A 22,978-nucleotide genomic window follows, 5' to 3' on the forward strand; every position below is an offset into this window, starting at 1 on the left:
ACTTTCAACCGTAAATCCGCTCAGCTTGCTTAACTTCTTGGCCAGGATCATGTTCGGTGTTCGGAATACCACACGTTTTGGAGTGTACAGCGAAATATCTTCACCCGCGTTCATCGTGAGCTTCCGGTGACTTGTCAGGATGACGCCTGCTGCATCATCAAAGCTAATCATTAACGGCTCTTTGGAACCACTGACCACATTAATCGCTGTCGGCGTAATTTCTAGCTCGCTGCCATGCTCCGTACCGAAGTAGCGGTTGTTGGGATCCCCGGTTTTGCTGCAATCCTCTCCGTTCGTCCGGACACAGCCGATGACCTTGGCTTTGCTTCCTGCATCATCCGGGAAGTACAGGCTCGCATTCGTTCCCTTCTGAGGCATCGAGTACATGGCACTGCCCGTAGGCGGGGCAAAAGGGAACCAATAGGCCGATGCGGGCGACTGCTCCTGATCGATCTCCAAATGCAGCTTGATCTGCTGACCTTTAACATCTAACACCTTACCGTTCATCGAGATGCCAATTAATTTTTGGTTATGTATCCGATTTTGACGTATGCCATCCCTGCTCGATAAGCGGTAGTTATAGATCAGTTGACCCTGATCCATGGCGGCTTTCATTTCACTAATCACCATCGGTTTATCTCGAAACAGAACCTCATCGCCGATGGCATAACGTGTGCCACTTTGAATTTCGTATGTAAAAAAATCGGTATGATGCACCGAGGCAGATCCTGACCTAGCCTCTTGATAAGCAAGTAGATCTTTACTTGCCGTATACGGCAAATCATCGGGGAACTGGATGCTGTTCCTGGTTGGCACTCCGATGTACATCCGTGGCTTGGCTTCATAAATATCACTGAACACCACACTCTGAAAATGACTGGCCATCCGTCTGAGGAACTCCCAGTCGGTCTCGTCATACTGGATGATCGGTTCGCCAATAGACTCATTTTCGCCAACGAGTTGAATCACATCGTACCCGGCATAAGCTTTCAAAACGCTTTTAACGAGTTCGCCGTACGTCATGTTTTTATTTTGGAAGGATCGGCGCCTCTTCTGAGCATCCAACCGGCTCGAGCCGGAAACGGCTTCTATCTCTATGCTATAAATCCCGTTGTGATGCTTGGTTTGTACGTTGGCAATGAGCCCGCTAAAAATCTTGGTTTCCCCGTCAAACGCCTGAACTTGGTCATCCGTCGACGCTTTGAGTACGGCGTTAACCTGATCCTGATCATCGACAAGGCCGCGAATGAATAGTCGCCCATGCTCATTCGACTTCCATTCTATTTGAATGTCTTTAACTACCTTGAGTCGGTATGGCGATGTTACTCTTATGTTTTCAAACCCTATCATATCAACTAGCCTCCGATCGCATAACTTTTCATGCTGTCCGGTCGCCTCCGCTTATGCTCTTCATATTTGACATGTCATCCTAGTCCTCATCATGCTGACCACTGCTGTTAAAACGGATCACCCCACCTAGTGAACAGCTCAATTCAGACTCGGTAGTCAGAGCCGATTTCCCTTCTACCTTTGCCTGCTCTTTGGTCTTCTCCCATTTGCTGCCGGCCAACAGAGCTAGCACGCAAGGCTTCCCCTGTATTTCTTGGCCATCCATCGAGATTAAATAAACCGTCTCACCGCTCTGATTTTCCGGACTGCTGCAGATCCCAAAATTCGAAATATTTACTTCGGGAATAGAGTCCGATTCGTTCATCAAAGGCTTGCCATTGACATAGGCTCCGTGGCTATTCGGCAAATTCAGTTTCCGTATATGTGATCCACAATCGCAAAAAATATTAGCGCCACGTACAACATACTCATACTTATCCATCAGTTCACGCCCTTCCCCAACTTTCGCTCAATCACTCAACGAGAACTTTCTTCAAGCTAACTCCGATCATATCTCGGCGGAGTATGCTCTCGGCTACATCTAGGCGGACAATGATCAGAGGTTGCTCACTTTCTTGCACGCGGAAAATTCGCTTCTTCGCCACCTTCTCCCCTTGGAGTACCAGCTTCTTGATGACGCTTCGATCCGCATTAAATTCACTGCTCGGACTTAGAGCTTCGACTTCCTCGAAAAAAGGCAGGAAGTAAAGACTTTGCTTACTATTGAATTGATCCATCAGAGGAATATGCTTAAAAATACATTCCGGCTCGTACATGGCGATCAATTTCTTCAATTTATCTGACAGCAAGTAGAGCTGATGGCTTAATAGATCCAAATACTCCGTATTGGTAGAGGCCTTAACCTGAAATATTGTTGTATCTGCAATTTGATGAGCACGTAGGCGATTCATATGGCGTATATCGATTTTTTGCCGAAGATTTTGTAAAACTGGAGTGTCGGTATAGCGTTCATCCTGCTGCATCATAAAGTAATCCATGACATCCCTCCTCCATTCACTGCTCTGCCATGATTCCTTCTTGTCCTGTTTCCGGCTGACCATAGAGAAGCTCGCTGCGATCCCGGTATTCCCCTGCCAGAATACAAATATTCGGTTTTTTCACCAGCAAGTTGTAACCCTCACATTCCAAAATAGAAGGAACCATATTTCTCATAAATTCGATCGCGAACAAATGGTGTCTTATGGCTTCAATTTGTAAGATCCGTTCAATATCCATCGTCGAGATTTTCCGAGCATAACTTGATTTAACAGCTTCCAACTCCCGCATTCTCTGAAATAAAGGATTAAATATAAACTCTGCCTTCCAGTGTGAAGAACACTCTACAGGATCAAGAAACCAACGCTCGTCATGAATATCGATGCGATAACTGGCCTTATACTCCATCAAGCTTGTCCGCAGCAAAGATAGATAGATATATTGAATATCTCCCTTCATCCCTGCGTCTTGAAGCTCGGCCGCCTTTTTACACGCTGAATCCACTGAACTCACAAATTCCGCTATAGTAGCATCTTGATTTTGGATATAGCTTTCAGAAATGATATCCAAGTCACCCTGCCAGCGATCAAACACATGATTTTCCAATAAATGACCCAACGCCTCTTCACGACTCATGACAGCACTCATTCGATATTCACCCTGCCCCCGCTAAGCGTGACCTCATCCTCCACTTTAAGCGAAGCATTCCCTTGAACGAATTCAATGCCTGACTCCCCTTGTATGAGAATCTTGGCACCGCCGTTAATTTCGATATCCTCCATGGCCGACAGGGAAATCTTCTTGTCGCTGTTAATTTCGATCCCACCATCATCGGTGAGTTTCATCAGCAATTGGCCTCCACCAATAATTTCAACTGCGCCGGGTTTAAACACGATTTCTTTGCCATATTTGGTACTGATGCTCTTCACTGACGGGTCGCTTCGTTTCTCAGGATTAGGGGAGTCGGTGTCCACCGAGCTCGCGGCAAAAGCATTTTTCTCTTGTTCGTCGGGAAAATAAAGCCGCACTTCATCCCCTTTCTCCGGCATGCAGTACCAGCCGCTCCCATCCGGGGATGAATAAACCGTGGAATAAGCAAACCACATGGCTTCATTCACAGGTTGATCCTGATCAATGTTCAGCTTTACCCTGACCTTATCCTTTGCCACATCAAGGATCGTTCCAAATAACGACGTTCCCGCTAGCGCATAAGGATATTCCGTTCGGCAGCGCAGCCCTTTGGCATCTTTTAGATCGTAAATACTGCTCAGTATGCCGTTCTCCAGCTTGGTCTCCACGCGGCTGACATACAATGTCCGTCTTTGGAAGGAGACCGCTTGGCCCAACTCAAACACCTTGTGGCTTGTAACTGTGTAACTGATGCTATTTTGCTCTGAAATATCCTTCACACCGTTCTCGGATTTCAGCTTATAGTCTCTTAAATCTTTATTGATAGCGTAGTTGTATTCATCTAACTTCTGGGGATGATCAGCATCAGGCAATCCGACATACAGTTTAATACCGGATTGAGAACTGACAGGAATTAGTGGGGCGTGAAAATGCGAGGCTAATCTCCTCATAAACGCCCAATCGGTTTCTTGATATTGAACCAGTAATCCACCCGTTTTTTTGCCTTGCGATGCTTCGTCAATGACATCGGAATCAGGATAGTTAGCTATAATCCGATGAAACAAACCTTTATAAGATAGCTCTTTATTTTGGATAGACCCTGTCTCCTTACGGATATCCATAAGGATGGATGAGCTATGGGCTTCAATCGCAATACTCCTAACACCACGCGCAGCTTGTACGGAGATATTCGTAATTACACCGTGAAACAGGGGGATTGCCTTGTCCTTATCCTGGACAGCAACCCGAATGGTATCGCTCGCATTTGCTTGTTCAATATACTTATCCTGCATGTCTTCGGAAATAATGCCGCTAATCATCAGCTTGGCATGTTCATTTACTTGTTTATCGATGACCAGTTCCGTAATTCTCTCGAACTTATAATTTGATACCGTAATATTTGCAGACGTATAGATGACCTCGCTCATGCTTGTTCCCCTCCCTCTTCTTCAACATGGACAGTGATGCTGCGTATTGCCTGATACGCCACATCTCTCCAATCTGGATAGTCCTCATATCGACAGCAGAAGGTTCCCATTAAGACCTTGCCTTCAAGTTCGAGGAAATACATGATGTTAAATAAGGAGCCGTCGATCACCATATTTTTAAACTCAAAGTATCCGAGCGTTTTCTCGTTTACAGTCTCTACCCCGCTTTCGTAGAAAACATGAGAAGGATTCGACTTTTGAATCATCGATTTCATGCTGGTAGCCAGTTCCTGTACCATCTCATCCTTTAACTCATGATCTATTCGGTTTAGAGTGAAATTAATTGCTCCCGACTCATCGCTTCTAATAATTTCAGGCCGTTGTTCATAGGGATACTTAATGGATCGAATCTCCTTAGGCATTTCTTCAAAGTCAGCAGGAAGGTAGAGAGAGATTTTGTCCTCATAGAAAGACTGCAAAGTAAATTCATAATACCGCTTCCCAATTTTCACCGGCCCATCCGTAATAGAACGAGATATCATCGATTGCTCTGCTTCATTAATAATCTGCGTAATCTTCTCATCCATAAACGACATAACTTTTCCTCCTCCTTTTATGGGGTAAACCCCTCCCTAGTCCACAATCACCCGCTGGCCGCCGCCCGGGATCATGCCCATCTTACCGCCACCACCCCGGACACCGTCCAGGATACGGCACAAATACTTATGGATCTCCACGTTGGTGTACTCCCTGCTGCTCATGCCAAGACGGTTCGCCATATAGTGCAAAATGACGTCCCGAGCGAGGGTTCCCTCGTTCATGCACATCATCGTAAACATGAAGTCCTGCGGATCGCCGCTTCCCTTGAGTTTCATTTCCTCTGCGAAGCAGCGCAGGATAACCGGGGACAAGGTGCTTTTGCCGTAAGCCGCATAGCGGACATGCAGAACATTCACGGTATTAAATTCAGTCGCCAGGTCCCGGAAGCCCTGGTAGTCCTGCCGCAGCCGGGCGCCTTCCTTCAGCTTAAAGCGGCACAGCTCGAGCTCGGAGGCACCCGCCTCCATCTGTTCGTCGATCACGATCTCACTGCGATACGTCCGCCAGTCGCTGTCTTCTTCGCCTGCATGGAAACGAACCTTCAGCGCGGCCTCCCGCCCTGTAGCGCGGTACTTGGTGCTCACAGCATCTTTCAGCAAATATAAACGCCCTTGGTGCTTGACGATGCCGGGATGAACGGTCAAGGAATCTGCTCCGACCTCAACATGGGCACCTGTAATGATGCCGTCCGTATATTCCTGATAGTAGACATCCACAAATTCGCGTGGGAAATCCCGAAGATTTTCCAGCATCGCCGTCTTTAGGATCCGGCCCTTCTCGAACTTCGGTGTAATATGATTAAACATTGCCTTCCCCTCCTTCCGGCTGTAACGTTCATACGACTCTCCCGGTTAAGTTCTGTGTGATCAGATAGGTTTCAAGCTTGGTACCCCTCCATATGAACTCATGCAGGTGCAGGACAGGATTGGAAGTAAAGATCAGAAGTGCACTCCCCCTACTTCATCCCGTCAAAAAAGTCCAGCTCCGACCGCTCGTTCTCGAACGGGAACAGCTCCTTGCGGCCGAGCAGCAGCCCTTCGTCCTGGCGGGCGATCGGCAGCACGTGAAAGCCCCAGTGATTGTCATCCGCAAAGACGAAATACTTCGTCTCTCCGTTCACGATAGAGTCGGTATCGTCCTGCGGAATTTTATCCTGATAGACCGCCTGGATATCCTCGTATTTCACGGACTCATAGTCCTTGATCCGGTTATGGTACACATAGCTGTGCCGCAGCACGCCGTCCGATCCCCGCAGGAGGAACTCCACCTCCTGTGTGTGGTAAGGCCGAGAGATGAAGCCCAGCACCCGGTTCGTCCGTTCCAGGCTGGAGATTAGCTCCAGCTCGCGGCGGTCATGGGTGTATGCGCTAACCGAATACGGGATGACAGCGGCATGATTCGTAATGCTCGTCTCGATGACGCCGGCCTTCCGGGCGTTCAGATAGCGGATCGCTCCGCGCAGGCAGGCCAGCTTCAACTCGGGAACACGGCCTTCGACGGGTTTTTGCCGGAATTCGATGCTCCGTCCCGGTACAAACTCCTTCAGCGCCTCGCGAAACACCTCGATCCGGCAGGATTGCCCGGTCAGCTTAATAATCGAATACTCGCCCAGCACGCCGTCCTGGTAGAATCCATCCAGAAATTTGCGCAGCACCTCGTAGATATCCCCTTTGATCAGCTGGGTAATTTCCTTGATATTGAACACAACATTCGGAATTTCATATTCATCCTTCAATTCACCGCCCCGCAGCACCGACAGGAACCATCGCTCCATCGTGGTTATCTGCAAATCGTTATCCCGGCTGTCGTCCTCCTCTGCATCGAAGCGGTTCCTCAGGATTCCGGTCTTGCGGAAAAACTGTTCCTTCATGCCCTCGGCAATCTCCCACAAGAAATAAAAATTGCCGCGAACCCGGTAATACTCGTCCCGCGAGCGATTCTCGTACATTGCAAAGGCGGTCGGAATCATCGCCTCCGCCTCACGATAACGTCGCTCCAGTTCGGTATACACCGCGGCTACGCCGTTCTCATCCACTTCGCGGAACAAGTCGTTTGCCGGAATATCGATCAAATCATCGATATCCGTCACTCTGCGCCGCCCGCTTGTGTAATAATCGGCGAATACGATTTTCATAAACTGCATAATGCGATATGTAATGTTGTTGCCGCCAAAATGCGTATCCCCGTTCTCATACGTCGCATCCATCACGATGCGGTAGGACATATGCCCGTCCTCGACGCGGAAGCGGCAGGAGGATAAATCCGTCGTTCCGCCCCCGCAGTCGATCACGAGTGCTTTATACTCCGTCCCCTCCATGAATATATTCCGTTCCAGGCCGTCCGCAATCGTGTTGTACAGTACGGCCATCCCCTCATCCAGCGCCTCCTGCTGTTCAATTCGGTAATCCGGCAAAATCTCGGCGAACATTTTAAGGAACGGGGCCTTCATCTTGACAGGACTCGAGAAATGCAGGTTCTTGAACTTGCATTTGAATTGATGCTCCGCCATCTGGATTACGTATTTCAAATACGCCTGGATGATATCCCGCCGCAATATGGAAGCCGTATTTCCTTCGCTGTCCATAATCTCGACTGGCTGGTTATAGCTGTTCACCCAGCGTTTAAGTCCCTGAAATACCGAGGCGCGGCTGCTGTAGCTGCTGCGGCGGATATTCAACAACGCCTCATGGCCGAACTGGTATTTTACCGCTGCCGGGTCAGAGCAATCGGCTACGCTGACCGCGGTAGGCAGCGCCTCGATCCATTCCGTTCTTCGGTACGTTGGATCGGGGAATCTCACGAAATTCACTTCATTGGAGCGAATATGACCGTTTAACACATCAAGACTGCTCGGAGACTGCGCGTACCCGTGGTACAAAAAAGCGCCGGCTGTTGTATTGGAAGTACCGAAATCGATCGCCAGCACGGCATCCGTATTTTGCAGCTCCCGTATGTCCAGCTCAGCCAGCGGAATTTTATAATATTGGATTTGAACGGGCGGCAGCGCCTGCGCCTGGTAATACGCCTTATACACGTATTCCGAATCACGCTTGCGGAGGAACAACAGGCTGTACTGGCGATTGGACGTGCGCTGCCATTCCATGCTGCTGTCCGCTGCCAAATAAAAGCTGCCCGCCTCGCCCTCCTCTTTGCGCAAATGAAGAATGCCGCAGAGCTCCATCCGGTCGTTGACGAGCAGTACATTGGACTCCGCTAATACCGCAGGGGCCTTCACCTTATAGCCGTCGCTTTTATCGATGGCGATGTTTGGATAAATGACGATGCGGGCCGGAACGCGAATGCCCCCGTCCCCTTGAAGCGAGGCCTGCATGTATTTGCGCATCACCGTCTTTACGCGCTCGAAGCCGCCTTCGCAGAAAGGGCCGATGAACATTTCTTCGTCCGCGCCCAAATACTTCAGGATGACGCGGATCATTTCTTCCCGGTCCAGCCGATGGCTAAGCCCCTCTACGAGCCGTTCCCGGTAGCAAATATTCCGCAGTTGGAAGGTGGTCATCTCCGTAAGCTCTTCCTGCGTATATCGAACCTTCCCGCGCACCCGCTGTTGGCTGGTGGAATCCGTGTACAGTTTATAGCCCTTCATGCTTGATCAATTCCTCCTCCAAAATGGTTAGGGGTGTATTCGTGAACTACCTCTCTCTAATACATGGCGATGCGATCCTGGATCATTGTATCCGCGGCATCGATAATCCCCACATGGCAATCCCAATACACCTCGGTGCGGTAGCGAACCGGGAGGAACAGCTCCATCAGCAGCTCCAGCTTCCGGCCGGCGAGCTCCGTCTTCTTATGGCCGATGTAAAACAGCATCTCATCCTTCTCCTCGCTGTTGACATAAATCGTCGAACGGCGAAAAATTCGGCTTACCGTGCTTCGAAGCAGGTTCAGCGTCTCTCCCGTGTCATACATGCGGAGGATTGCGCAGGCGATCCACTCCCGTTCATCCCGCTCGAACAGACCGATCCGCTCCTTTACCCGCTCACCGAACGCCCCGGCTTCCAAATCTCGCAGTACGAATCGTATGTGATATTCCCGCTTATTCATGCCCTGCATGAAGTCCAGCTCCGCCAGGAAATGAATCAGAATATCAAACAACGTATGGCGGATCTCCTCATCTTCCGTCAAGTTGATGTTCAGCAAATCGCGGAATACATCGGAGAATCGATAGAACGGGTTGACCTCAACCTCGACCTGCTCGCCCGCAACGGCATTTAAATCCTCTAAGCTAAGCTCCATGTATGGCGAATACACCTTGGCCGGAAGGAAAGTAACATCCCGCTTACGAATTCCGGATTCCTGCGCCTGAACGAGCAAATCCCAAATGTAATTCAAGCCCATTCTCCTTCACAGCGATATTCGGGGAATGACATCTGGACTTGGGACACCAAAAAGCTCATCATATCCTCGGCTAAATAGCCCAACTCCTTGCCGGATTCCCGGTAGATGAATTTCAGGCACATCCGCCATTTTCCGTTATCCACCCGAACCTCATCCGTAATGAACCGGTTCAGCTCATAGGTCAGCGCGTTATTGGCGGAAGGGGGCCGAATCTCCACATCCACGAGCTCCAGCCATTCCGATACAGCAAAAGAATGGATAATCCGCACGATCTCGCCCTTGGAGCGAACGACCTGTCCTTGACTGCGGCCATAATTGCTGATGAAATCGTCCCGCTGCCGGTTCGACATCAGTGCGTAACTCAGCTTGCCCATGCCTGTACTAACCGGCTCCACCACCATCAATACCTGCCAGGAATCGGATTTATCACGCGTCGATACAACGGTCAGTTCTTCCGGCGAACGCTTGATGTAACGAATGCTGTCGTCATTGGTGTCGACCAGATAGCCATGCTGCAGCCCGCTTTTGCGCAGCGGCAGCACATGCTCGAAATTCACGCGATCAGCCGCCGGAACCGGAAAGCCTCCCGTCTTCAGTTCCAGGCGCTGAATGTTCCAGAGCGGAACTAGATCCGTTCTTTTATATGCTTCGTATTCCTCCAGATGAACGGTGATCTCCTGAACTTCCTCTTCTACCGCCAGCTGAACGTCCCCCCCGATCAATACGACGTTCACGAATTTGTAAGCGTAAGGATGATTGATCGTTTTCCAAGGCAGGCCATTGCTTAGAAAAACATGATACAGTTTCTCGATTTCTCGTATGTATGCGGTATTTCGCTCCAGCTTGACTTGAATGACATGACGACCTATATTCGTAACCAGCTCTCCGCGAAATGTCCGGTCACTGTAGAGTAGCTCCTGGATCATTGGATATTTGCATTCAAGAAACAAGGAGAATAACGGCTGCTTCTCTCCTTCGTTTAGACGGGCAACCAAATGATGCAGATCAATCCTGCGCGGCTCCGTATCCTCTGTAATCATCGGGAACAAATACTCGTGCAGGGGATCCCATTCCTCACGGCGGCACATCCCCACATACACATCGTATTTGCTGTCCTGATTGCCAACCTCCTCGAATACTCGCCGCTCAATCTGGCGGTTCAGCTCCTCCTGGTATTCGACCAGGCCGAGGAACACGCCGCTCATCAGATTGCGAAGCACCCGGCGCTGCTGCAAATCCTCCATTTTACTAAGCCGATCCATCACGATATCCTTCATGATCCCCCGCCTCCTTCCGGCGTAGCTGACTGATCCTGCCTGTCGCTCGTAGAACTTGCTGGGCTTGCTCCTGCCTCCTCAGATCCAGCGGTTGCACCCTGATTCGCCGAACTCGGCCCTGATGAAGTTGATCCATCAGGCGAAGGACTGCCTGCTGGAGCTTGATCCACGCTTCCTTCATATCTAGTGGCTCCGTCAACGTTTGATTCTGAAGCACCGCTCCGCTCGGAAGCCCCGCCGGATCCATTGCTCCCGTACGATCCGTTATTTCCACTTGAGCCATTCTGTCCGTTCATTCCATTCGAACCGTTCATCTCGAACATACCCGAAACGGGCTCCCCTCCCGCCGAGAGCGAAGCCGAATCCGATGGTCCCTCCGCAGGCATGATGGGATTGCGCTTCTCGTCGGCTTTGGCAATTTTCCGCTCCATCGCCAGCACCCGCTCCAGCTTGTCGATCTCCTGGTAAATTTCCTGAGCCAGCGAATAAGCCTCGATGGCGGCGTTATAATCCAGTGCGGCTAGCGCGCGGTCACCTTTTTTCTCCAAATTGTCGGCCTTAAGCGTTTTGGTCTCCCGATAAATGGTATTGATTTTCCCCTCGGTCTCTTCCATCTTCGTCTCCAACTGCTTCTGACCGCTCGGATAATTCGCTTCAATCGCTGCCCTGTACGCCTTCTTGTATGTCTCCAGCGCGCTGGTGTAATCCTGATTCTGGAAGTGGATATCGCCTTCCTTTATGACTTCCGTCAGCTTGGCGACCGCCTCGCTTCGCTCGATTCGCGCCTGAATATCCTCTACCTTGAACGGCTTGTACTTCTCCGCCTCACCCAGCGCTTTCGCATAGCTGTCCAGTGCCATATCAAAGCTGCCGTCCTTCACGTATTCGTCGCCGTCCGTCATGGCTTGGGCCACGCGCTGCTTGTTGCGAAGCAGTTGAAAATGCAGCTTGTCTTTCAGCTTGCTGGCCGCGTTCTTCGCTTCACTGTAAGCCTTAAGCGCCTTCGGGTAATCGCTGGCGGATGCGTATTCGTCACCCTCCTGCTCAAACTCGGTCATCTGCACGACCGTCTCGGCCAATTTAGCCGCCTGTCTAGCCTTCGCATACCAGATACCTCCCCCGGCGATCACCATGGTGAGCAGCAGTATTGCGATGCGTATGATCCATTTCTTCCGGTTTTTGGGCTTCTCGGTAAACGTCTTGTTAGCGTAAACAGCGGCTGCAGTATAATTGTTCACCGTCTGCTGCTGCTTGCTGAGGACAATGTCCTCCAGCGTATCCGTCAAGCTGTCGGGATCACTCGATTCCGCCAGTGCATCGAGCATTTCCGGCAGCTCGACCTCTTCCCAAATTCCCGGTGTGCACAGAAGAAGCACATCTCCATCCGAAAGCGGAGTTTTATTTGAAATATAGGGTTCAAAGCGATCTGGCCGCCCCATATAACTCAACAAATTCCCTCGCTCCTCATGACCAGAAACCCCCTCCTCGGACACCCTTCCGTCCTCCAGAAGCAACTGCGCCAGGCTCTGATCTCTGGAACGCAGATTCAGCCGTCCGCCGCGAAAATGGTATAATCGCGCATGACCACAGGTCGCCCACACCATCCGCGTATAATTCGTCACAACAACGAGCACGCTGGCTTTAAGCCGGACTCTGCGGCTTTCAAACTTCAACCACTCATGAGCTGTCTCCAAATCCTGCCGGATTTTTCTCCGTGACAAGGAAGGCTTCTCCATAAAATTCTCCAGGATGACACTGATTGCCATTTTCGCGCTATGTGCCTCTCGATCCGTATCGAGACCATCCGCAATGACGTAGCAAGCCATGTCCTCAAGCTCCACGAAGGCAAAATAATCTCTGTTGTCGATAAACGAACCCGCTTCGGAGACAAATGCGGTCTTGAAATCGCTGTTCTCCTTTCTCATGTGTTCCTCCGTTTCCCCCGGCCTGCTGCGAGAATAATGATGTGTTAATCCATTTGCAAAATAATGACCGTTGCATTGTCCTGATGCTTGTAGCTCTTGCGCTCAATCAAGCTGATCATCTCTTCCGCGGCATCCTGCGACGGCAAGCCCTGCATCAATATCTGCTCCATCTCTACCTCGGTCAGCGCATCATAAACCCCGTCACTGCACAGAATGATCGTGTCATTTGCTTGCAAGGATACCGGGTCGCCAACCTCCATGCTTTTAAAACCGCCATATCCCAAATAGTTAACCAACTGGTTGCGATTGGGATTCTCCTTGGCTTCCTCCTTGCTGATTTCGCCGGATAGATACTTTTCCTCCAGCACCGTCTCCAGGGTATGCTTGGAATTGATCGGAATAAATTCGCCATCCCTAAACAGAATAATCATGCTGTCTCCAACCGCACCCCAATGCAGTAATCCTCCGGACACAATGCCCACGACGAGCGTCGTGCCTCCGGTTGCCCCGCCAAGCTGCTCCAGGATTGCCCGATTGCTGATCAGTGCCGTTTTGTGAAAATATTCGGGAATATCCGCCGGATCATCCACCTTCAGATACTCTCTAGAGAACATCGTAACGGCCAGCGTACTGGCCATTCGTCCATGCGACAACCCGCTAATGCCGTCGGCTATCACAGCCATCGTACCGATTTTCGTTGTCGAGCTTGAGAAGTAATCATCCTGCTCTTCCCGCTTGCCAATCGTCTGGGCATTCCCAATTTTGTTCGTTTCAATAATGTCTGGAATATACAGAAGTTCGCTATCCTCGGGCGTAATTTCTACAGCGGGACTCGTACGCAGCTTTTGCCGCATAACAAGCAATACGGCGACGGTGATCAGTGCAGCCGCAACGATTCCGTACGATTCGAAAAAACTCAAATCCTCCATCGTTACCATCCGTTCTTAACTATTATCCCACTCAAAATGTGGTCCGCATAAAGGCACAAATACAAATTTACTGCGCCCGAGCTGGATTAAATCATAGGCGTTAAGCTCAGCCGGCGTGTATACCGCTTCGTTGTTGTGATAAGCAAGCCCTGAGGCATCGCCCGGCAGCAAATAAAAATTTCGCTTCTTCGGATCGTAGACAATCACGGCATGATTGCGTCTGGACACCGCGTTGTCCCCGATAAGTCGAATCTGCATTTCCTCCGCGCGGCCGATGAAATTTTTCTCAGCCATAATACGGTAATCCTGTCCCATCTGCGGGCCCTCGACACATACCAACCAGCCCGTTACCGGCTGAATTCCCGTCGTCTCCCCGAGATAAGGCATCGTCTTCTCTTCCATATCCTCTGCGACCTGGGGTCTGCGTGATTCGTTCCGCGAAGGCTGCTCTAGCGTCGTATTGCAATATGGACAAGTGTTGCCATGCTTTCTCGTACTGAACATGTGTCCATTCAGGCATCTCGTCAAGCTCATCTTCGATTCAATCCCCCATTTGTAGGTAAGTGTGTTCTCCGTTATTTCACTAACAACCGCGTATTAGCAATAAAGATCATATCCCCTGTACCAATCTCTGCAGGCTCTTCGACAACAAGCCGGTTCGCCTCGCTGCGTCCTGCTTTACGGATACCTGTCCCGCTGTGGGAATCCGCATCTTCAATGAACCACTGATCGCCAACGCGATTCAGGACAGCATGCTCGGAGCTGACAAGCGACGCATACTCGCAGTCCGACAAATCTATGTCAACCTCGCCGCGCTGCGTGTTTTTTCCGATCAGGACTGAGGTTTCTCCCTTGACGTACCATTCCTTCACGCGCTCTCCGTCATCATCGAGCAGCACGATCTTCGCGACCGCTTCCCTCGCTACCTGTGGCTTATCATTGGAACGACCACTGGTCCAAATCAACACGCTGGCAATCACGGCCGATACCGCGACGATGGACATTTGCAATGTATAATGCAAAGGACGGAGCAGGGCATACAGCACCATACCGGCTAATATTCCGTATATCAACAGATCAATTAGTGTAATCCATTTGTGGTTCTCCGGCTTCAAGTGGCTCCCCCCGTCAATGTATGTAGGCAATATCAGTTATTTTTTATAGCCAAAAAATTGATTAAACATCGCTGAAGTATCCAGCGGATTCTTATTGTTTGCTTCCTTATCCTGCGAATCTGACCGCCCCTTGGGCGACGACATGCCAAAAAACTGCTCAAATTGCTTGTGTATCTCAGCCGGATCAAAGCCTTCCGACTCCATCTTCGCCGACGATGTGCCAGACGATTTCCGTCCGCCCTGCCCTGCCTGCGACCTTCCACTCCGCTGACCTGAGGATGGATTGGCACTAGCCTGCCTCTCGTCGTAAGCTGCACGAAGCTGCTCATCGCTTAAGGTCTCGTAAGCCTCGACAATCCGCTTGAACTTGACTTCCGCTTCTGCATTCCCGGGATTGACGTCCGGATGATAACGCTTGGCCAGCCTGCGATAAGCTTGCCGAACCTCGGCTGTCGTGGACTGCCTAGAAACTCCGAGCTCTGTGTAGTAATCGGTACCATTCAACGCGATTTCCCCGCTTTCGCTTATGCCTTTATCGGCCTGATCAAAGAGCACCTGACTTGCTTTCGTGCTTTTTCCCACTGTGGGCAGGTTGTCACTCCTGCAGCCTTTCTTATCTCAAGCGGGCGTTCGCACAAGGTATAGTAAATCTCAAGGGGCCTGGCCCCTTGAGATTGCTTGCTACCCTGGTACTATGAGTGCAATGAATTAATTACTTGCGTCGTAACCGCCGTTAAGCTTAGCCAACTCGGTTTTGTCTTTCTTCTGCTTCACGTACAGCTCGAAAGAACCTACACCTTCGGTGTCGCCGAACGTTTCTTTGTAATCCACCACAAAAGCATTAGGAAATGTAATTTCCCGAACCACTTGATCCGCTGCGATCACTTCAAGCGTCAGCTTACGGTAGCAATCCGCCTTTTCTGCAGGAACCAAAGACCACAGCGCCAGCTTCAGCGTGTCATCCGCTTTGTCGCCGTCCGTAGCAGTAATGATTTTACCGCTGATTTTCAATGTGGAACCAACATCAGTTGACCTAGCATTTGAATCATCCGGTGTATCCGTGTCATAAATCACTTTCTGAATGTTGTCCAATCCGAGCTCGATTGTTTCGGCTCCTTCTACCTTCAATCTGAATCCCATACGTAAATCCTCCTTAGCATAAGTGAAATTATTTGTTCGGGCAGATGTTCTTGCCCAAAATTTATGTAACGAGACGAACCGTTGAAGGATCGTCTCCCACATACAGATTAAGTTGATGCTTCGTGATCAAAGTGGCACCGGAAGGCCCGGCTGAATTCAAGATTCGACGCCGAATATTCCCTCAGTTCCCGCTTCGTGATCAAAAGTTACCTTTGAATTTCCTCTAGGCAACTTTTCAGCACCGAGAAGGTTGAATGAAGCTAGGGACTGAGGAGCGGAGCGTAGGCAAACCTACGTGAGCACCGGAAGGCCCGGGTGAATTCAAGATTCGACGCCGAGTATTCCCTCAGTTCCCGCTTCGTGATCAAAAGTTGTCTTAGGCTTTGACTGGACTGGTACCTTTGGTAATCATGACTTCCAAATTCTTCACATTGCCGTTATAGATCAGATCAATGTGACACAGGTTGTTCTTCTCGTCGATCACATAATTCATGTCATCGCCGTCATGAATAATTGAATTTATGAAACCGCGCTTGGCCAGCCACATGCTCTTCTGGCTGCTCGGATTGTTACTGAAAAATTTAATGATGTTCTCATGCTTGAAGTCGGCCGTCTGGAAGCGAAGAATCCGCTCTATGTATGTGCTGACCAGTGTTTTGTAAATGGAGTCGAAACCGTCCTCCGACGCAGCCAGGCTTCTCGCCTTGTACACCGTAATCCGGCGGATATCCTTGCCTTGCAGCTGAGCGTTCTCCGAGGAGAAAATAAAGCCGAAGTTCTTCCGGTTAATCGAATCCTTGATCGTATTCGTAAATCCGGTAATTTCCTTCGCCATCGTCGTGACCGCCCGCAGGCTGTTCTCGCCAGCTTCAATGTCAAAACGAACGCCAGGGAACTCTTTGCTCGTGTTCTTAAAGGATTCCTTCAAGTACTCCGGACATTGATAGGCTGAGACGATACCCGCAGCCACATACGAGGCCCCAACATAAACACCCTCGATCCAGAGCTTGAGAATGTCTTCCTTTTCCTTGGAGAGCTGGGCTCCGTTCTCGGTCTGAACCATGCGGCTATCGATGATTACGCCCGACTTCTCCTTCGGAATGACCGTAAAGTTCGGAATACATGGAATTGCATATTCGCTGTACTCTTTACGGAGGAGCGGCGTGCATTTGTCGATGTATTTATCGATGCCTGCAGTAGCCATATTGTTGAACGTCGTCTCTTCTCCCGATTCGAAGCTGAAGAAAATTTGCACCTTGAAGTCTTTGACAACCTGCATGAGCATCGACAAGGATTCCATGGTGTTGCCGTCCTGCTTGGCAATTTTCTCGTTGCCCTTGAAGCGCTCGCGGGTTACCTTCACCTTGCCGGCACTCTCCAACTCTACGGAAGGGACGATGCCGAACCAGATCGTATCCGAGAAATCATTCTTGGAGTTGACCGTGTTCAAATAAGTCTCCAGGCGAGGGATATTGGCGCTTTTCACGATCATATCCAGCTTCGTATTCGTCACGAGCAGCGAAGGTGCCATCCCTTTGTTCTTGACGGCATATTGATCAAAAAACATTTTGACGCCGAGAATTTTCTCCACCAGCGGCTTCACGGTTTTGACGAAATCATCCTTGGCCGTTTTGTAGAATTCCAGATACGTGTTGTAGTTCTGTACCTCTGTCTCAAGATTCACTTCCGTGCTTACCGCCGGCAGCGGACTAAAGGTTCGTACAACCAAATCCTTAACATAACCGGATGGAGTTTCCGTGATGGAGTTGTAATCGTCTTCGAAGACAACCGCCAAACCATTGGAGCTGTTCTCGTCCAGCAGCACGAGTTCCGTGCTGTCCCCCTTCGGAGCCTCGATGATTTTTAACTCCCCGCTTTCCCCGATCGTCAGCATACCGATTTGCACCGCTTCGGAATCGCTTTCTTCGTTGGAGCTGCCGAGCAGCAGACGCGTCTTAATATCCTCGATCGCCAGTGGAAGCATAGCCATCACGTTGTTGTAATTGGCACTCGCCTCTTCGAACATCGCGTTCAGTTTGTCGCCCATATCCAGCTTTTTCGGATCCTCGTCATCCAGCTTCTCGTATTGTCCGTACATGTAATGGATTTCCTTACGAACCTGACGAATGTCATCCATGACCTTCTTCGGCGAAATCATGTCGAGCAAATGCTCAAACTTGAAATCGACGTTCGTCATTCCTTGGCTGCGTTTCGTGTCGATCAGTGTGAACAACATTTTCAAGAAATCATTGTGTTGATCAATCCGGATTTCGGAAATCGCCTCCTCGGCGATTCCTTCGGGCTTCTTCAGCATGTAGACGACTTTTTGGTTAGCCGCATTGAAAAATGAGTACACCGTCGGCGAGAACTTGTCCAAAAATTCATCGAAGCTTCGCACTAAAAGCTGGCTATTGATCTCCTTGATTTTGTCGTCGCTCAGACTATCAATGCCTTTAACATCGCCCACAATGGTGATCAGGTCCAGCTTCTCGGGATTGATCTCTTCGAACAGCATCGTTCGATTGGTCTGATTGATAATATCCATTGTCGTTATTCCTCCTCCCGTTTCTAAAAAGCGCAGCCGGCCTGATGAAGACCCCGGATTCTTTCCCATGCCGGACGCTTGCACTACTTATTTTCTCGACAGTATCCGACTATTGTATGGGATACCTGGGTCGTATGACCGGGACGAGTTTCACTGTACCCGGGTCTCGAGGGTAATATTAAACATCGCTCCTATCAATTGTCAATATCTTGAATTGATGATGAATATAGGGTCTTAAGAACCTTCCATCCATCATATTGAGGAAAACATATCCAATCAAGGACCTATTTTTTGGAATAATATACAATAAACAAGGGCCAATTCCGATATAAGTTTGAATATACATATTTGAGCGACTATTTCCACTCTATTCCAATACTATATAGTACATAAGGCGGGTATCGGTAAATGAAGAAAAAAAGGCAAAAACAGACTCCAGGCACTTTTTTATTCAGTGGGACTTTTATCCTGATTTTTGTTTTCATGTTTTTTGCGACAAATTTTCACAATCCATCCCCTGTTTCTGCAAATTCCTCACAAAAAAGTCACACCGATGCTTTTGATGCGGTCTTTGTTCTGGATACAAGCTATTCTATGAATCATGCTGATCCAAACAAAATGGCGAACGAAGTGATTCATATGTTCATGGACATGAGCGAAGCGAGCCGGACGAGAATCGGCTTTGTAGCCTACAATCATCAAATTGTGGATTCCAAACCGCTGACCTCCATTTCGGTAGCGGCGAACAAGACAGAGCTCAAACAAAAAATAGCCGGACTCCGCAGAAGCGGATATACCGATTTAGGATTAGGACTAAACACAGGCGGGAACTTGATTTCATCCAAGTCGTCTGAAGGAGAGGGCAGCGGACGTAAGCCGTTCGTCATTCTTCTTTCTGACGGAGAAACAGATTTTGGGCCAGCTTCCCGGTCTCAACGAACTGCTGCCGATTCGGCTAAGGACGTAGACAAAGCTATTTCAAAAGCGCAGAAGGATGGCTACCCGATCTACACGATCGGACTGAACCACGATGGCACCGTCAATCCTGAGGAATTGGAGCGCATCGCGAATGAAACTGGCGGCGCCTCTTATATGACCAGCAGTGCTGACGATTTGCCTGAAATTTTCAACCGGATCTTCGCGGCGCAAATGAGATCCGTGCTGCTTCCGGTAGCTGGCGTTACGGCGACGGGGCAGCTGCAAGAGGTACAAGTCGACATTCCCAATTCAAGTATGGGAGAAGCCAACATTATTTTGCTTTCCGAGCATCCACTCAAGGAGACGCAGCTTTTCTACAGCTCAGAGAATATACGTATGTTCAAGTCAGGGAGCTACACGCTGATCAAGGTATCTCAGCCCAAGAAAGGTACGGCCAAGCTTAAATTTAGGGGCACATCAGGGGATCTTGTAAAAATAAATCTACTCGGAAGCTATGAGCTGGAAGCCAAAGCGGCAATCACGAACAAAGCCGCCATCAAGGGTCAGCCTACGGGTATCGAGGCTTATCTCATCCATCCGGCTACAAATGAGCAATTAATGGAGCAGGAAGTGTATCAGTCTCTGCAAGGCCAGCTTGTCGTGACGAATCTGGAGACGAATAAGGAAGTTCTTGTAGATATGAAGAACGAGGGCACACGCTTTTATGCCGAATACATCTTTTCCACCTCAGGTAAATACAAATGGCAGGTGAAAATGGACGGTCCGAGCTTCTATCGGCACAGTATCGTCCAAGATCAGAATATTGTGAATATAGCGCCCTCCGTCCATGGCAGAGAACAACTTGAGGTTATCAAAGAAGAGGGTCAAGTCGTTCTGGACATGAACGATTTATTCCTTGATGAGAACGGGGATGATTTAACTTACACCATGCAAAGTGGCAACAACCCAAACAAGATACTGACCCCTGAGCTTAAGAATGGGGAACTGCTTTTGTCACCGCTTCAAACGGGACAGACCCAAATTACGGTAACTGCTGCCGATTCGGAAGGCGGCTCAGCTACGGCGATATTAACCGTTAACGTCAAATCGAAATACACGGTGCTTAAATGGTCTATCGCCGGAGGAATTGTTCTTCTTGCCATTGCCGTCGGTTTATTCATGTGGCTGCGTCCGAAGCCGGGCTTTGCTGGCAAGCTGGAAGGATATTTTCTGGCAACGGCCAGCGGCAGTGAAGTGCCGGTCAAATCATGGCCGCTCACCTCTTTTGGGGGACGTAAGGTAAGTCTGCTGGAGCTGTTCGTGAGCCTTGATGTACATGAGCCGCTTCCTGAAGCGCAACAAATTGTCTTCACCCCAGGCAAAGACGGCAAGCTGATCGTAAAGAACACATCACGTTGTTCACTCGTTCGTAACCGTACGCCGCTGCCGATGAATAAAAAAGAAACCCTCGAATATAATGACAAATTGTACATTACATTCGAGGACGGTATAACTGAAATCGAGCTGCGTTATAAGGCCATTAAACCGACTACAAATATTTTTATCCGGAACGACTCCTCCGGGCAGCAGACGGGCTAGTCACATATTCCATCGTAATCGCAGCCTTGAACCATTTTAGAGAAGAACAGCGCTTGTCCGGCGCAACGATCAAGCCGCGCCGGATCGCTCGGGACAGAAATGGCCAACGGCGCTTCAAACCCGTGCCCACCGGCTCCAACTGATCATCGAACAATCGCTTGCGAACATCAATGGGTGCCGTGCCGCGGCAGCAATAATACAACAATGCAGCCAAGCTGTATATATCGCTTACCGGCCCTTGACGAGATTGCTCGGAATAGAGCTCGAGTGGCGAATACCCGGCTGTTGTCAGAATCGGGTGGCCGCCGCTGCCGTCAAAACGTATGGCTGAACCGAAATCGAGCAGCTTCGCGCGCCTCTCGTGATCAATGATAATATTGCCCGGCTTTAAATCACGATGAATGATTCCTTGCTTATGCAGATATTCCAGCGTCTCAATCAAGGGAATCATCGTCTTGTACAGGAAGCCGGGCTCAACTCTATCTGGACGTCCCTCAATCATTTCTGCCAGTGTAACCCCTTCTATAAATTCCATAACAATATAGACGGTCTCATTTTGTTCAAATTGACCCACAAAGCGGACAATACCGGGATGCTCACAGTCCTTCAAAAGCTTTCCTTCATTAATAAATGCATTCCTTAAAGCTTCATACTTATCATCCGGCACTCCCGATAACCGGCGTACAGAGTTGCCATCTTTCCCTCTACGCACTAACGATTTAGGGAAGAACTCCTTGATCACAAACTTCATATCCTTCTCTTCGCATCTGACCGCGTATACGATGGCCAGTTCACTAGCAGAAATCTTACTGCGAACCCGGTAAGTCAGAGACGATCCTGACTCCCTGCTGTACAATCTCGAATTGCGGCGCAGTCCATTCCCCTCGTTTCCCATCATTGCTTTACTCACTGTTAACCTCCACGAACGTTTTAAAGAAGAACCTTGTTGTTATGTTTTTTGCGATTAAAATCAAGACAACCTATGTATGATATCCTCATCTTACCAATTTCTCAACAGATTGACCATGCATGATCTTGAGATATGTTCTCAAAAAATGCCCCTCACCCGCGAGTAACTATATTGAATTCTTCTCGTGCCCTCAAGGGTTTGAGTCAATATTCCAGGTACGAAAGTTGAGTAACAATATACTCATTATTTTTCCTCTTGAAAAACTTATAATTCCAAGTATAATACTTGGTATAACGATGATTAGGAGTTTGCTAAGGGGGCTTTCAACTTGGATCCATGCGATAAAGAACCGACATCTCTGTCCCTCGATGATTATCTGGATCTTCTCAGTTTGGCTATGCGCTTAGAAGATCGGGAGTGGCAAGCAGACATTACTCGTATACTTCATCACATGCAGAAACCACGGGGCGAGAAACAAGTGAAGTCGGAGGAATGCACGGAACATGAGCTGTGGCAATGCGTGAACCAAATCAATGACCGTATGTTTGCCCTGTACAATGAACTGAAAGCAACAGATGATAAAAATAAACAGCGGAAGCTGCTGGACCAAATGTGGGAACTTAAAATTGCCCGGGTTGAGGTTTTCCGCAAAATACGCTCGATATATCAATAACAAACAAAGACGATGACTCCTTCAGGAGTATCGTCTTTGTTTGTTATTAATGACCCTTCGTTATGATAAATCCAAATAATAATACGCAAATTCTTCATCCTGCACATACCCTGAAGATTTATACAAATGCTGAGCAGTCACGTTATGAAGCTGCGTGGACAGAGTCAGCCCTTTGGCTCCGGTCTGAAGGGCGTGCGCTTTGGCTTGATCGAGCAGTTTCCTTCCGATACCAAGCCCGCGATATTCGGAATCCACGTATAGATCATTCAAGATCCACAAACTGGTCATCGATAGCGATGAGAAGGATGGATATAACTGTAGAAAGCCAGCCGTGACATGAGTTTCCCCACTATTGCAGTCCGCTAAATACATAACGGAATCACCTCGGGTCAGCCTCTCCCTGATATATTCCTCGGCCCCGTTTAGATCATCTTCTCGCTTATAGAATTGACGATACTGATTAAACAGAGCGGCTGCCTTGCCCAGATCCTTCAGCTCCGCTTGATATATATGAATCTCTGCTTTCAAATCACGCACATCCTTTAC

21 protein-coding genes are annotated in these 22,978 nt (G+C 49.2%); 2 read left to right on the forward strand and 19 right to left on the reverse strand.

Annotated features, from left to right (window positions below):
• The 17 genes from J7E85_RS28860 to J7E85_RS28940 all read right to left on the reverse strand — a co-directional run.
• The coding region (locus J7E85_RS28860; protein WP_215163361.1) for a contractile injection system protein, VgrG/Pvc8 family at positions 1-1,350 on the reverse strand (1,350 nt) is incomplete at its 3' end.
• A gap of 79 nt (positions 1,351-1,429) precedes the next feature.
• Positions 1,430-1,831, reverse strand: coding sequence for a DUF4280 domain-containing protein (locus tag J7E85_RS28865; RefSeq protein ID WP_215163362.1), 402 nt, complete (start codon positions 1,829-1,831; stop codon positions 1,430-1,432).
• Positions 1,832-1,862: 31 nt separating this feature from the next.
• Positions 1,863-2,387 (reverse strand): imm11 family protein, encoded by a 525-nt coding sequence (locus J7E85_RS28870; protein ID WP_215163363.1) that lies wholly within the window; start codon positions 2,385-2,387, stop codon positions 1,863-1,865.
• 16 nt (positions 2,388-2,403) lie between these two features.
• On the reverse strand, positions 2,404-3,033 hold the full coding sequence (locus J7E85_RS28875; protein ID WP_215163364.1) for a hypothetical protein: 630 nt from the start codon (positions 3,031-3,033) through the stop codon (positions 2,404-2,406).
• Complete coding sequence (locus tag J7E85_RS28880) at positions 3,030-4,442, reverse strand: phage baseplate assembly protein V (protein ID WP_215163365.1); 1,413 nt, start codon at positions 4,440-4,442, stop codon at positions 3,030-3,032. The genes J7E85_RS28875 and J7E85_RS28880 overlap by 4 nt, the downstream gene beginning before the upstream one ends.
• Complete coding sequence (locus J7E85_RS28885; RefSeq protein ID WP_251036125.1) at positions 4,439-5,029, reverse strand: hypothetical protein; 591 nt, start codon at positions 5,027-5,029, stop codon at positions 4,439-4,441. Before J7E85_RS28885 ends, J7E85_RS28880 begins: the two co-directional genes overlap by 4 nt.
• Positions 5,030-5,074: 45 nt before the next feature.
• On the reverse strand, positions 5,075-5,848 hold the full coding sequence (locus J7E85_RS28890) for a DNA and RNA helicase (protein WP_215163367.1): 774 nt from the start codon (positions 5,846-5,848) through the stop codon (positions 5,075-5,077).
• A 149-nt stretch (positions 5,849-5,997) separates the two neighbouring features.
• Positions 5,998-8,646 carry a molecular chaperone gene (locus J7E85_RS28895; protein ID WP_215163368.1) on the reverse strand — a complete coding sequence of 883 codons (2,649 nt, stop codon included), beginning with the start codon at positions 8,644-8,646 and terminating at the stop codon, positions 5,998-6,000.
• A gap of 56 nt (positions 8,647-8,702) precedes the next feature.
• On the reverse strand, positions 8,703-9,401 hold the full coding sequence (locus tag J7E85_RS28900; protein ID WP_215163369.1) for an iron-dependent peroxidase: 699 nt from the start codon (positions 9,399-9,401) through the stop codon (positions 8,703-8,705).
• A complete protein-coding gene (locus tag J7E85_RS28905) occupies positions 9,392-10,678 on the reverse strand; it encodes a normocyte-binding protein (protein WP_215163370.1) in 1,287 nt (428 codons plus the stop codon). Before J7E85_RS28905 ends, J7E85_RS28900 begins: the two co-directional genes overlap by 10 nt.
• Positions 10,675-12,603 carry a PP2C family protein-serine/threonine phosphatase gene (locus J7E85_RS28910; protein ID WP_215163371.1) on the reverse strand — a complete coding sequence of 643 codons (1,929 nt, stop codon included), beginning with the start codon at positions 12,601-12,603 and terminating at the stop codon, positions 10,675-10,677. The genes J7E85_RS28905 and J7E85_RS28910 overlap by 4 nt, the downstream gene beginning before the upstream one ends.
• A gap of 44 nt (positions 12,604-12,647) precedes the next feature.
• The gene (locus tag J7E85_RS28915) at positions 12,648-13,532 is read right to left on the reverse strand and encodes a PP2C family protein-serine/threonine phosphatase (protein ID WP_215163372.1); all 885 of its coding nucleotides are present in this window, start codon (positions 13,530-13,532) and stop codon (positions 12,648-12,650) included.
• A gap of 15 nt (positions 13,533-13,547) precedes the next feature.
• Positions 13,548-14,066 carry an FHA domain-containing protein gene (locus J7E85_RS28920; protein WP_076324588.1) on the reverse strand — a complete coding sequence of 173 codons (519 nt, stop codon included), beginning with the start codon at positions 14,064-14,066 and terminating at the stop codon, positions 13,548-13,550.
• 41 nt (positions 14,067-14,107) lie between these two features.
• Entirely contained in the window at positions 14,108-14,647 is a 540-nt protein-coding gene (locus J7E85_RS28925) for an FHA domain-containing protein (protein WP_215163373.1), read from the reverse strand.
• Between the two features lie 36 nt (positions 14,648-14,683).
• On the reverse strand, positions 14,684-15,229 hold the full coding sequence (locus J7E85_RS28930; RefSeq protein WP_353049573.1) for a J domain-containing protein: 546 nt from the start codon (positions 15,227-15,229) through the stop codon (positions 14,684-14,686).
• Between the two features lie 126 nt (positions 15,230-15,355).
• A complete protein-coding gene (locus J7E85_RS28935) occupies positions 15,356-15,787 on the reverse strand; it encodes a membrane-associated protease 1 (protein WP_076324590.1) in 432 nt (143 codons plus the stop codon).
• A 376-nt stretch (positions 15,788-16,163) separates the two neighbouring features.
• Complete coding sequence (locus tag J7E85_RS28940) at positions 16,164-18,332, reverse strand: transcriptional regulator (protein ID WP_098748623.1); 2,169 nt, start codon at positions 18,330-18,332, stop codon at positions 16,164-16,166.
• 483 nt (positions 18,333-18,815) lie between these two features.
• Here J7E85_RS28940 and J7E85_RS28945 point away from each other — a divergent pair, with 483 nt between their 5' ends.
• Positions 18,816-20,849, forward strand: coding sequence for a vWA domain-containing protein (locus tag J7E85_RS28945; protein ID WP_483311348.1), 2,034 nt, complete (start codon positions 18,816-18,818; stop codon positions 20,847-20,849).
• Here the strand turns inward: J7E85_RS28945 and J7E85_RS28950 are convergent.
• Positions 20,812-21,759 carry a serine/threonine protein kinase gene (locus tag J7E85_RS28950; protein WP_353049574.1) on the reverse strand — a complete coding sequence of 316 codons (948 nt, stop codon included), beginning with the start codon at positions 21,757-21,759 and terminating at the stop codon, positions 20,812-20,814. The two genes, J7E85_RS28945 and J7E85_RS28950, sit on opposite strands and share 38 nt — an antisense overlap.
• 328 nt (positions 21,760-22,087) lie before the next feature.
• Between J7E85_RS28950 and J7E85_RS28955 the strand changes: the two genes are divergently transcribed.
• On the forward strand, positions 22,088-22,432 hold the full coding sequence (locus J7E85_RS28955; protein ID WP_215163375.1) for a hypothetical protein: 345 nt from the start codon (positions 22,088-22,090) through the stop codon (positions 22,430-22,432).
• A 60-nt stretch (positions 22,433-22,492) separates the two neighbouring features.
• On the opposite strand, the gene J7E85_RS28960 is transcribed toward J7E85_RS28955, so the two are convergent.
• Positions 22,493-22,969 (reverse strand): GNAT family N-acetyltransferase, encoded by a 477-nt coding sequence (locus tag J7E85_RS28960; RefSeq protein WP_215163376.1) that lies wholly within the window; start codon positions 22,967-22,969, stop codon positions 22,493-22,495.
• Positions 22,970-22,978 lie beyond the last annotated feature (9 nt).

The organism is Paenibacillus sp. ISL-20 (genome assembly GCF_018613005.1).
In the GTDB taxonomy this organism is placed as follows: Bacteria; Bacillota; Bacilli; order Paenibacillales; family Paenibacillaceae; genus Paenibacillus_AQ.